Source organism: Aeromonas salmonicida, assembly GCF_028355655.1.
In the GTDB taxonomy this organism is placed as follows: Bacteria; Pseudomonadota; Gammaproteobacteria; order Enterobacterales; family Aeromonadaceae; genus Aeromonas; species Aeromonas salmonicida.
This window is the reverse complement of the sequence record NZ_CP110645.1, coordinates 2,616,247-2,628,707: the sequence shown is the minus strand read 5'-3', so window position 1 is coordinate 2,628,707 and position 12,461 is coordinate 2,616,247. Positions and strand designations below refer to the sequence as shown.

The window sequence follows — 12,461 nt, the reverse complement described above, 5'->3', positions numbered from 1 at the left end:
TTCACGGATTTATATTTGCATTTATTTGTTAACTTACTGATTTTAAATGAAATGAATGTTCCTGATTAATAAGTTTCAGGAAAGGGTTTTCAAGCTTGAACTGTCATTTTTATACGTTAAAGTGTGACTTGCGTTAACTTTTAAACCATCGGCTTTAGCTAGTATGCCCACGCCGGAACATATTCTGAGATAACAACAGCACCGGTCCCTGATGGGATAACAATTTTATTATTCTGTAACGAAGGAAATGGTTTATGGCTACCAAGAAGAAGACAGACCAGGATCTCCAACTGGATAAAGATCAGCTCAAGGCGAGTATCGTGCGTCACCTGCGTTCTACCTTGGGTACAAGCGAACAGAAAGCCTCGCCAGAAGCGTGGTGGAAAGCGACCGCAGCCGCCGTCAATGAACAGGTGTACGAGCGCCTGACCCGTACTCAGCAGACTCATTTCAAGAAAGATACTCGTGCGATTCATTATCTCTCTGCTGAATTCCTGATGGGGCGTTTGACCTCCAACAACCTGCACAACCTCTCCCTGTACAAAGTGTGTGAAGAGGCGTTGGGTGAACTCGGTCTGGAACTGACCGATTTGTGTGAACAAGAGCCGGACATGGCGCTCGGCAACGGTGGCCTTGGCCGCCTGGCTGCTTGCTTCATCGACTCCCTTGCCACCCTGAATTACCCGGCTGTCGGTTATGGCATCCATTACGAGCACGGCCTGTTCCGTCAGGAGATCCAGGATGGTCGTCAGATCGAACGCCCGGACTCCTGGCGTGAATATGGCAATCCCTGGGAGATCTGCCGCCCGGAATCCGTGCAGGAGATCCCGCTCTACGGCTATGTGGAAACCGTGTTCGGCGACAAGGGTGGCCTGAAGAAGGTATGGCACGCAGGTCGCAAGATCAAAGGGGTGCCTTGGGATATCCCTGTGGTGGGCTTTGGCGGTCACACCGTCAATATCCTGCGTCTGTGGGAATCCCGCGCCTCCGAGTTTTTCGACTGGGACGTGTTCAATGCCGGTGGTTACATCGATTCCCAGGCTGAAAAAGCCCAGGCCGAAACCATCTCCAAGGTGCTCTACCCGAATGATGAAACAGATGCGGGCAAAGAGCTGCGCCTGATCCAGCAGTACTTCTTCTGTGCCTGCTCCATCAAGGACATCATGCGCCGCTACAAGCGGGTGCATGGCAGCGACTTCAGCAATTTTGCCGCGCAAATTGCCATTCAGCTCAACGATACTCACCCGACCGTGGCTATCCCCGAGCTGATGCGGGTGCTGGTGGATGAGGAAGACTTGAACTGGGATGCCGCCTGGGCTATCTGCTATCGGGTCTTCTCCTACACCAACCACACACTGTTGCCGGAAGCGCTGGAGAAGTGGTCCGTCAGCCTGTTTGAGAAGGTGCTGCCCCGTCACCTGGAAGTCATTTACGAGATCAACGCCCGCTTCCTGAGCGATCTGGTCGAACCCAAGTGGCCAGGTAACGATGCCATCAAGGCCAAACTCTCCATCATTGAAGAAGGGGATGTACGCAAGGTGCGCATGGGCAACCTGTGCGTGATCGGTTCGTCCAAGGTGAACGGCGTGGCCGAGATCCACTCCAAGCTGGTGAAAGAGGATCTCTTCCCCGAGTTCGCCGAGCTGTGGCCAGAGAAGATGTGCAACGTCACCAACGGCGTGACGCCCCGTCGCTGGCTGCTGGCCTGCAACCCGGAGCTGGCCGAGCTCTATAACGAAGTGGTGGGCAAAGAGTGGCCGCTGCAGCTCGACAAGCTGCGCGCCGTCACCAAGTTTGCCGATGACAAGGCATTCCAGCAGCAGTTCATGACCATCAAGCGTCATAACAAGGAGAAACTGGTCAAGGTCATCAAGGCCGAAACCGGCATCGATGTGAGTGCCGAGGCGATCTTCGACGTCCAGATCAAGCGTCTGCACGAGTACAAGCGCCAACAGCTGAACCTCATCCATATCATGGCGCTCTACCGTCGTCTGCTGGCGAATCCTGACTATGACATGCACCCGCGCGTGTTCATCTTCGGCTCCAAGGCGGCGCCCGGTTACAAGCTGGCCAAGGACATCATCTACGCCATCAACAAGCTGGCGGAGCGGGTCAACAACGATGCTCGCATCCAGGGCAAGCTGAAAGTGGTGTTCATGCCGAACTACCGCGTGAGTCTGGCCGAGAAGCTGATCCCGGCGGCCGATGTCTCCGAGCAGATCTCCACTGCAGGTTACGAAGCCTCCGGTACCGGCAACATGAAGATGGCACTGAACGGCGCCATCACCATAGGCACGCTGGATGGGGCCAATATCGAGATCGCGGAAGAGGCGGGTGCCGAAAACTGCGCCATCTTCGGTCTGAACGTGGACGAGGTGAAGTCTCTGAAGGCGCGCGGCTACAACCCGTACGACTTCTACTATGCCAACTCCGAGCTCAAGGCCGTGCTGGATTGGTTCGACACTGATTACTTCACGCCGGGCCGTCCTGGCGAGCTGGCCTCCATCAAGCGCTCCTTGTTGGAAGGGGGCGATCCCTACCTGACCTTGGCCGATTTTGCTTCCTACTCCGATGCGCACAAGCTCATCGATACCTGGTACCGGGATCCAGCGCTGTGGGCGAAGAAGGCCATCATCAACTCGGCTACCATGGGCAAGTTCAACTCGGACCGTTCCATCCAGGACTACGTGGATCGGATCTGGAATCTGACGAGCTGCAACGTACAAGGTTGATAACCTCTTGATATGAAAAAGCCCTCGCAATGCGAGGGCTTTTTGTTTCAGGGCATTTGGGGATCAGAGAATGTCCCCGACAAAGTAGGCAAGCCCTGCCAGCAGCACGGTGAACACGACGTTCAGTGCCATACCGGCTTTCATCATCTCTTTCTGGCGGATATGACCACTGGCGAAGACGATGGCATTGGGTGGGGTGGCGACCGGCAGCATGAAAGCGCAGGAGGCACCTATGGCGATCAGCACCGCCATGACGATGGGGGATACGCCCAGCGCTTCAGCCACCCCGGCAAACAGCGGGATGAGCAGGGCTGCGGTGGCAGTGTTGGAGACCAGTTCGGTCAGGAATATCACGAATGCCGCCAGCATCAACAAGATGATGAAGATATTGGCATCGGCCAATACGGCTGACAGGTGGCTGGCCAGGAAGGCGCTGGTACCGGTCACCTTGAGGATGGCACTCAGGGTCAGACCGCCGCCAAACAACATCAGCACGCCCCAGTCGGTGTTCTGATTTATGTCATCCCAGCTGGCGACACGGCTGACAGCGATGGCGATGATGGCACCCATGGCGATCAGGGTATCAAGCTGAGGAATGCCGCCCAAGGCACTGGAGATGGGTTGCGAGCCGATCCAGAGTACGACTGTGGTCAGGAAGATAGCCAGTGTTACCTTGCGCTCGCGGGTCCAGTTGATGGTGACATCCTGGATCTCGACCCTGTGGTTGAGCTGCGGACGGGTCACCAGATAGAGCAAGGCAATGCCACAAGGCATCAGGATCAGCACCACAGGCACACCAAACTTCATCCAGTCGGTGAAGCCAATCCCCATCTGGGCGGCAGCGATGGCATTGGGTGGACTGCCGACCAGGGTGCCGATGCCACCAATGCTGGCGCTATAGGCGATACCCAACAGTACGAAGACGAAGGTGGCCCGTTCCTTCTTGCTGTCGAGCCGTGCCAGCATACCGATGGCCAGCGGCAGCATCATGGCGGTGGTGGCGGTATTGCTGATCCACATGGACATGGCCGCCGTGATGGTAAACAGCAATATTATCCCCCAGCCCAGATGACCGTTGGCCAGGTGCATCACCTTGCCTGCCATCAGGGTATCCAATCCCTGTTTGGAGAGGGCGGCTGCGAGGGCGAAACCACCAAAAAACAGGAACAGAATAGGGTTGGCAAAATCGGTGAGGGATTTGCTCATGTCAAGCACCCCGAGCACTGTGGCCAGCAGAGGTACCAGCAGGGCCGTGATGGTGACGTGCAGGGCTTCGGTCAGCCAGAGAATGGCGATGAAGACCAGGATCCCCAGCCCTTTGTTGACCATGGGATCAAACGGCAGCCAGGCCAGCATGGCACAGAGCAACAACACATCCAGGATGACAATCCCGGATTTGATGTCCAGCCAGCGAGATGGGGTAGTAGAGGGTACAGCCGATGTGTGCATAGTGTTCTCTCGGTTAATTTATGGTTGTTGTTGTGTTGCCGAGATTACAATTATTCCCCTGTTTGAAACAGGGGGAAGTCGTCAAACCATGCCGGGACTCACAGACTCAAAGCAGTGCGAAACACTTGAAAAACAAAAATTAAACAATTATTTATCAATTGAGGCTATGCCACAGAGGCAACCCACTCCTTGAACAGGCTTTTGGGCAGAGAGCCGCTGCGTTGTGCCACCATCTTGCCCTGTTTGAATATCATCAGGGTGGGAATGCTGCGGATGGCGTAACGGGCTGCGATGGCAGCTTGTTGTTCCGTGTCGACTTTGACAAAGCGGAAGTGGGGCTCAAGTTCGCTGGCAACCTGTTGAAAAATTGGTGAAAATTGTAGGCATGGTCCGCACCAGCTGGCCCAGAAGTCCACCACGACCGGAAGATCGGATTGGATAAGAATATCGAATTGATCCTCACGGCCGATGACAGGTGTGATACCAAAAAGCGAGGACTTGCAACGACCACATTTCGCGTTTGAATCCATTTTTTCGGCGGGCAGGCGGTTTCTGGTGAAGCAATGACTACAATAGGTAGTGATAAATGACATAATTGATTCCTGTAAGCATAAGCCCTGCAACATCTTTATTGCACTGACAGGGCAGAGTAACGGTAACATAGCAGTCAGTTATCTTTCACAGCCAGTGGTCCGTTAGCGGATACACGGTCATGACATGAGAATCGAGACGGGATGAATAATGTGACAAGGGTCAATCGTGTTGTCCTGAGCCTAATCATCGTCGCGCTGCTGGCGTTTGCCGGCTATTGCTGGCAACTGCTCAGCCAGCAACACAAGGCCTCCGAGCTGAGTGTGGCAGCGGAATTGATCCTCAATCGGGTCAATACCGACACTATTTATCTGCTGGGACGCGAGAAAGCCAATGATGGCAATGTACAGCAGCGCCTCAACCAGTTGTCGAGCAACCTGGACAGTTTCGTGCGCCAGGTGCGCAACGATCCGGATACGGCCGATAGTCCCAACTCCCAATCCCTGCTGCACGATATCGACAGCTACCTGCTGGACCTGGCCAAGCTCTACTCCATGGAGATGGCCATCCAGTATATAGAGCAGCCTTTTCAGAAGCAGCTCAATGCCTTGCTGGCGACCCTGCCTGCCAGCTCTGCGCTGGCCATTGATCTGGTCGAGCTGGCGCAGCTTAGCCACTACCTCAAGCGCAGCTGGGACAGGGGTGAGCAACGGCAATTGCAAGCGCTGCAGCAACGACTCAAGACCGCCTATCCCGAGTATCCCCAGGTGGCCGGGCTTGCCCAGTTGAGCGAGGACGTCAGCCGCCAGGTGGTGGATTACCATGTGTTGCGCAACCAGGTTATCGACATGCATGAGCTGGATGGCTTGTCGGTCTGGAAACAAAGCAAAATGGAGCAAGCCTCCTCCCTCAAGAGCCGTTTCTACCTGATGGTGCTCGCGGGTGCCATGGTCTGCTTCGCGCTGGTGGCGGTGACCCTGTGGCGTCGCAACCAGAAGTTGAGCGAGTTGTCACGCCAGACCGGCTTGCTGGCGCAGGCAAAAAGCGATTTTCTGGCCAACATGAGCCACGAGATCCGCACTCCCATGAATGCCATCATAGGTTTCAGTTCCCTGGCGCTGCAAACCGAGCTGGATCAGCAGCAGCGGGATTACCTCAGCAAGATAAAGTCTTCGTCAGATACCTTGCTGCTGCTTATCAACGACATTCTGGATCTGACCAAGGTGGAGTCAGGCAAGCTGACCCTGGAAGAGATCGATTTTGACTTGAGCGAGCAGATAGATTCGCTTGCCGGCATGTTTGCCGATCTGGCCGAGCGCAAGCAGGTCGAGGTCATCATCAACAAGTCCCCGGCCGTGCCCGATTTCCTGCGCGGCGATCCGCTGCGCCTGGGCCAGGTACTGGTCAATCTGGTCAACAACGCCATCAAGTTTACCGAGCGGGGCGAGGTGGAAGTGGCCATCACCCTGGTCAACCAGCATCCCATGCGGGTGCGTTTCAGCGTGCGGGATACCGGGATTGGCATCGCCGAGGATAAGCAGGACCAGCTGTTCCAGCCTTTCACCCAGCTGGAGGCGGGCAACACCCGCAAATATGGTGGCTCAGGTCTTGGCCTCAATATCTCCCAGCGTCTGGTCGAACTGATGGGCGGGCGGATCACTGTGCAGAGCAAGCCGGGGTCCGGCTCTGTGTTCCAGTTCGAGATCCCCATGACCAAGGCGGTGTACGGGGTATCGGGCCGCCGGGTCTTTTTCGAGCATCAGCCGCTCATTCTGGTGATGGATGACAATGAGCTGGTGCTGGACTTGGCCAAGGATATTCTCGGCCGGGCCGGTGTCCGGGTCGTGGCTGTCAACAGCCTCTCCCGGGCGCGTCAGTTATTGCGGGAAGAGGGGCAGAATATCCGGCTGGCCATTCTGGACTGGCGCATGGGGCAGGAGGATGGCCTGGATCTGGCCCTCGAAATGTACCAGCACAGCCAGTGGCGGCGACTGCCTATTCTGATGACCAGTGCCTGGGCCAAGGAGGGGCTGCACGGGCGGATGGAGAGCATGGGCCTGACCCATTTTCTGCCCAAGCCCATGACCGAGAATTCCCTGCTGGCCAAGGTGGATGAGCTGCTCAATGGCAGCTCCCATGATCATCAGGTCCGCCAGGCCGAAGCCCAGGGCGATCAGCAGCACTTTCGTGAGCTGCTGCAAGGTGTCCGGGTCTTGCTGGCGGAGGACAACAGAGTCAACCAGCAACTCATCATCGAGTATCTGCGCCGGATCGATGCCGTGGTAACCGTGGTAGGTAACGGGCGTGAGGCGGTCGAACGGGTAGCCGAGCAGCCTTTTGACGTCATCCTGATGGATTTGCAGATGCCGGTACTCGATGGGTTGGATGCGACCCGCCAGATCCGCAAGATGGTCGACAAGCATGACGTGCCCATCATAGCGCTGACTGCCAGCGCCATGCCCGGTGACAGGGAGCGTTGCCTCGGTGTCGGTATGAACGGGTATGTCACCAAGCCGGTCAGCAAGCTGGATCTCTACAACAACCTGTTACAGTGGGTGAAGAGCGCCAGCGGCGAGCGCCGGATCCCGCTGGAGGTGAAACCCCCTGATCTGATGGGAGTACTGGATCTGGAAGATGCCCTCAAACGGCTGGAGCAAGACAAGGAGGCGCTGCAGATCTTGTTCAAGCTGTTCATGTCCGAGCACAAGGATGATCTGTGGGAGATCCGCTCCGCCTTGCGTCGCCAGCAACCCGAAGTGGCCTGTCGTCTGTTGCATACCCTGAAGGGGGTGTCAGCCAATATCTCCGCTGCTCGCCTGCAGATCATGGCCGGTGATTTGGAGTGGCGACTGCGCCAGCAAGAGGAGTTGACCGAGCCGGATCTGGAGCAGTTGCAACAGGTATTCAGCCAGACCCGGGAGGAGGTGTCTCACTTTCTGCTGACCGGAGAGCAGCATGAATCACCATACAGCCCCGTGGGGCAGCGAGATGATCGCTTATTGTAGGGAGACAAATAGCAATAATTCTCAAGCCAGCCACTTCAGGCTATCATGACCCTCTCGTATCGCCCCCTTCTGGGGGCGATTGCATTACGTTTCCCCGTGACGGGCGGCAGCCTTGGGCTGGCCGCGACAAAGGATATCTACGTGAGCGTATTCTCAAGGCTAGGCTGGTTCTTCAAGGAGCAGTGGCGGCGTTATCTGATCGCCATCTCCTTGCTGATGATGGTGGCACTGTTGACCGTGATCCCGCCCAAAGTGGTGGGTTGGGTGGTGGATGGCATCGCCAAAGGTTCTCTCGACAACGACACCCTGATGGGCTATCTGGCGGGGCTGTTTGTGCTCGGTCTGCTCATTTATCTGCTGCGCTACGTATGGCGGGTCATGTTGTTTGGTGCCTCCTACCGGCTTGCCTATGTGCTGCGCAACCGACTGTTCAGCCACTTCACCCGCATGAGCCCCGATTTTTACCAGCGCCACCGCACCGGCGATTTGATGGCTCACGCCACCAACGATATCCAGGCGGTGGAGATGACAGCCGGGGAAGGGGTGCTGACCCTGGTGGACTCCATCATAGTCGGGGTGCTGGTGCTCTCCATCATGTGCAGCCAGTACTCCTGGCAGCTGACCCTGCTCTCCCTGCTGCCCCTGCCTGTGATGGCATTCTTCATGAACCGCTTCGGTACTCAGATCTACAAGGAGTTCAAGGCGGTGCAGGGAGCCTTCTCCCGTCTCAACAACAAGACCCAGGAGGCACTCTCCGGCGTGCGGGTGCTCAAGTCTTATGCGGTTGAATCCCTGGAAGACAAGGGCTTTGCCGAACTGACCCGACAGGCGGGGGCGTGCAACATGGCGGTGGCCCGCATTGATGCCAAGTTCGACCCCGTCATCTACCTCTGTATCGGTTGCTCCTACTTTCTCGCCGTTGCCGGTGGCAGCGTGCTGGTGGTGCGTGACGAGCTGACGCTGGGGGAGCTCACCAGTTTCACCATGTATCTGGGTCAGCTCATCTGGCCCATGTTTGCCATCGCCTGGCTGTTCAACATCATAGAGCGGGGCAGCGCCGCCTATTCACGCATCGAGAGCATGCTGGCCGAGCGCAGCGACATCGAAGATCCGACGGAGCCGGCGGCGTTTGTCTCTCCCTTCCCGATCAAGGCCAAGGGGGTGAGCTATCAGCTGGATCAGCGCACCTTGCTGCGCAGTATCGATTTCACCCTCCACAGCGGCGGCATGCTGGGGATCGTCGGGCGCACCGGGGCTGGCAAGAGCTCGCTGCTCAAGCTGTTGATGCGCCTTGCCAATCCCACGTCTGGTGAGCTCACCATGGGCGCCGTGCCCATAGCGCAGCTAGCCCTTGGCGATCTGCGCGGCCAGTTTGCCTATGTGCCCCAGGAGCCGTTTTTGTTTTCCACCACCATAGCGGCCAACATCGCCCTTGGCAGGCCCGATGCCAGCCAGGAGGAGATAGAGCGGGTGGCGCGCATCGCCTGTGTGCACGATGACATCTGCCGCTTCCCCAAGGGCTATGAGACCGAAGTGGGGGAGAAGGGGGTGACCCTCTCCGGTGGTCAGAAACAGCGACTTTCCATTGCCCGCGCCCTGCTGTTGGCGGCGCCTATCCTGGTGCTGGATGATGCCTTGTCGGCGGTGGATGCTCATACCGAGCAGCAGATACTGCAAGCGCTCAAGGCCCATAGACGCACGCTGATCCTGGTCAGCCATCGCATGACGGCAGTGGAGCAGGCCGACGAAATCCTGGTGCTGGAGCAGGGCTACATCAGCGAGCGGGGCCGCCATGGCGCCCTGATGGCCCACAACGGCTGGTATGCAGACATGGTTCGTTACCAGCGACTGGAACAAGATGTAGAGGAGAGTTTGTGAACCCGACCATTGAATGGCGACTGACTGCCTGGTTGCGCCCGTTACTCGCTTCTGGAACAAGATGTGGGGAGACGCTGTGAATCCAACGATCAAACGCCTGCTCGCTTATTGCGCCCGTTATCCTCGCTGGCTGGTTCAGGCGGGGATCTGCCTGCTGCTGGCCACCGGCGCCGAAGTGGCCGGCCCTCTGCTCATCAAGCTCTTTATCGATGACTATCTGGCACCGCGTCAGCTGGTGTGGCCTCCCATTGCTGCCATCGCGGCTGGGTATCTTGGCCTGCAAGTGCTCTCGGCGGCGGGTTTCTATCTGCAATCCCTGCGTTTCAACCGCATCGCCCAGGCTGTGGTGCAGACCTTGCGCGAGCAAGTGTTTGCCACCGCCATCCGGCTGCCGGCCCGCTACTTTGACCAACATCGCTCCGGCTCGCTTATTTCCCGCATCACCAACGACACAGAGGCCATCATGAACCTCTATGTGCAGGTGATCGGCCTGCTGGTACAAAAAGTGGTGCTGCTGTGCGGCATCCTTATCTCCATGGCCCTGCTGGATGTGCGGTTGATGCTGGTGTGCGCCTGCTTGCTGCCGGCAGTGGCGGCTGTGATGTGGCTCTACCAGAAATTGAGCGTGCCCGTGGTACGGGCGACCCGCAGCCTGCTCTCCGATATCAACAGCCGCCTCAATGAGTCGCTGCAGGGAATGCCGGTCATTCAGGCCATGGTACAGGAGCGCCACTTTGCCAATGCTTTTGCCGAGGTGAATCAGCAGCACTGGTCGGCGCGCCTCAAGAGCCTCAAGATCAACGGCATACTGCTGCGCCCCCTTATCGACCTCTTCTACATGATGGTGTTGATCGGCCTGTTGGCCCTGTTTGCCCGCGAGGGCTTGAGTGCCGGTGGTGCCATCCAGGTGGGGGTACTCTATGCCTTCATCAGCTATCTGGGGCGCATGATAGAGCCGCTCATCGAGATGACCAACCAGCTCAACCAGCTGCAACAGGCCATGGTGGCCGGGGAGCGGGTATTTGCCCTGCTCGATGAGTCCCGTGAGAGCACGCAAGGCGAGAGTCCTGCGTTGCAGGGGCGGGTCAGCTTCGACAAGGTGAGCTTCTCCTACGATGGCCAGCAGCAGGTGCTGCGGGAGGTGAGCTTTGCCGCTCGCCCTGGCCAGATGCTGGCGCTGGTGGGTCACACCGGTAGTGGCAAGTCCACCATCATCAGCCTGTTGATGGGGTTTTATCCGCTGGATCAGGGCACTATCCGTTTCGATGATCACCCCATGGCTGAACTGTCGCTGGCGGCGGTGCGCCGCAGCATAGGTCTGGTGCAGCAGGATCCCTTTATCTTCGTTGGGACTTTGGCGGAAAACCTGCGGCTCGGCCGTGACGGCATCGACGAGGCCCGCCTCTGGCAGGCATTGACCGAGGTACAGCTGGCAGACTTCGTGCTGAGCCTGCCGGATGGGCTGAGTACCCTGATGGAGGAGGGGGGCAAGAACCTCTCCGCCGGTCAGCGGCAGTTGCTCTCCTTCGCCCGCGCCCTGGTGGGGGATCCGCGCATCCTCATCCTGGATGAAGCCACCGCCAGCGTGGATTCCCAGACCGAGCTGGCGCTCTCCACGGCGCTGGCAGCAGCCCGCCGTGGCCGCACCACCATCGCCATCGCTCACCGGCTCTCGACCATAGTCGATGCCGACGAGATCCTGCTGCTTTCCCGCGGTCAGGTAAATGAGCGGGGCACCCACGGTGAGCTGATGACGCAGGGAGGACACTACGCCCAGCTGTTCGAGATGCAGAGTCAGGGGGCCTGGCTGGAAGAGAAACGGGCCTGATCGCCAGGCCCGTTGTAAAAAAGAGAGGGAGCCCGAGGGTTCCCTCTTTTTTTTGTGTTCACCGACAAGCAGCAGAAGCGTGATCGGCAACCTTGTAGAGCAGGGTGGTTGCATGGCAACATGCCGTTTACATTAACTCATCGGATCAGTTTGCATATGGACCTGCAACGTTTCAAAGCCAATCTGGCGCTCCGGCTGTTTGCCTGGCGCTACATTCCCGTTATCGGCTTTTGTGCCCCCGTGATCGAACGGATGGATGCGAAGGCACTGCGCATTCGCATTCCCCTTGGCTGGCGTACTCGCAACCATCTGGGCAGCATGTATTTCGGCGCCCTGGCGACCGGTGCCGATCTGGTGGGGGGATTGCTGGTAATGGAGAAGGGACGGACGAGAGGCAAGAAGGTACATTTTGCTTTTAAAGATGTACAGGGGGAGTTTCTGAAGCGGCCCGAGGCGGATGTGCAGTTTGATTGCGCCGCCGGGGAAGAGATAGATGCCATGATCGACGAATCATTGGCGACGGGGCAGAGAGTCAATCGTCCCATCCAGGTGGTGGCGACTTGCCCGTCACTGAATGGGAATGAGGCGATGGCGCGCTTTGTGCTGACCTTGTCGATCAAGGCCAGCTAGTCAGCAACCGGCTCACTTGCACCTCCAGGCAGGAGGGAAGCGGCCGGTCTTCTGGCTCGCTTCCGCTTGCATCACGACTGTCATGTCGCGGATGCCTGCCACTGACTAGGTCATTTTTCTGATCTGCTGGTAGTGCTTGCGGGGATCAGAGGATCTCAGGGCTCACGCCTTCTTTTACCACGACCTTCATGCCGTTGAAGTTGACCACCTGCTCGGCCACTATCTTGCAGCGCTTGCGGGTCTCGACCTGACCGTCCACTTCCACTAGGCCCTCGGCGACCAGCGCCTTGGCGGCGCCGCCACAATCGGCCCAACCCTGATGCTTGATCAGGTCACACAAGGCAACGAAGGGGTGACCTTCGAGCAGAAACGTCTCCATGGGAAATCCTCTAGATGGATGAATGGCTG

At 57.7% G+C, this 12,461-nt stretch carries 8 protein-coding genes; 5 read left to right on the top strand and 3 right to left on the bottom strand.

From position 1 onward, the window contains the following. Window positions 1-254: 254 nt before the first annotated feature. Complete coding sequence (locus ONZ54_RS12535; RefSeq protein WP_058394452.1) at window positions 255-2,732, top strand: glycogen/starch/alpha-glucan phosphorylase; 2,478 nt, start codon at window positions 255-257, stop codon at window positions 2,730-2,732. Window positions 2,733-2,795: 63 nt separating this feature from the next. Here the strand turns inward: ONZ54_RS12535 and ONZ54_RS12530 are convergent, their stop codons facing one another. Both ONZ54_RS12530 and trxC read right to left on the bottom strand, forming a co-directional pair. Beyond that, the gene (locus ONZ54_RS12530; protein WP_271786313.1) at window positions 2,796-4,181 is read right to left on the bottom strand and encodes an SLC13 family permease; all 1,386 of its coding nucleotides are present in this window, start codon (window positions 4,179-4,181) and stop codon (window positions 2,796-2,798) included. 164 nt (window positions 4,182-4,345) lie between these two features. After that, window positions 4,346-4,774 (bottom strand): thioredoxin TrxC, encoded by a 429-nt coding sequence (gene trxC / locus ONZ54_RS12525; protein WP_271786312.1) that lies wholly within the window; start codon window positions 4,772-4,774, stop codon window positions 4,346-4,348. A gap of 141 nt (window positions 4,775-4,915) precedes the next feature. Here trxC and ONZ54_RS12520 point away from each other — a divergent pair, with 141 nt between their 5' ends. The 4 genes from ONZ54_RS12520 to ONZ54_RS12505 all read left to right on the top strand — a co-directional run bounded on the left by ONZ54_RS12520 (window position 4,916) and on the right by ONZ54_RS12505 (window position 12,053). Continuing rightward, window positions 4,916-7,717 carry a response regulator gene (locus ONZ54_RS12520; protein WP_058394450.1) on the top strand — a complete coding sequence of 934 codons (2,802 nt, stop codon included), beginning with the start codon at window positions 4,916-4,918 and terminating at the stop codon, window positions 7,715-7,717. Between the two features lie 141 nt (window positions 7,718-7,858). Beyond that, window positions 7,859-9,595, top strand: coding sequence for an ABC transporter transmembrane domain-containing protein (locus ONZ54_RS12515; protein ID WP_271786311.1), 1,737 nt, complete (start codon window positions 7,859-7,861; stop codon window positions 9,593-9,595). Window positions 9,596-9,671: 76 nt separating this feature from the next. Then, window positions 9,672-11,423 (top strand): ABC transporter transmembrane domain-containing protein, encoded by a 1,752-nt coding sequence (locus tag ONZ54_RS12510; protein WP_265430997.1) that lies wholly within the window; start codon window positions 9,672-9,674, stop codon window positions 11,421-11,423. 156 nt (window positions 11,424-11,579) lie between these two features. After that, complete coding sequence (locus tag ONZ54_RS12505; RefSeq protein ID WP_271786310.1) at window positions 11,580-12,053, top strand: DUF4442 domain-containing protein; 474 nt, start codon at window positions 11,580-11,582, stop codon at window positions 12,051-12,053. A 145-nt stretch (window positions 12,054-12,198) separates the two neighbouring features. Here ONZ54_RS12505 and ybcJ read toward each other — a convergent pair whose 3' ends face one another. Beyond that, a complete protein-coding gene (ybcJ, locus tag ONZ54_RS12500; protein ID WP_010674882.1) occupies window positions 12,199-12,432 on the bottom strand; it encodes a ribosome-associated protein YbcJ in 234 nt (77 codons plus the stop codon). Window positions 12,433-12,461 lie beyond the last annotated feature (29 nt).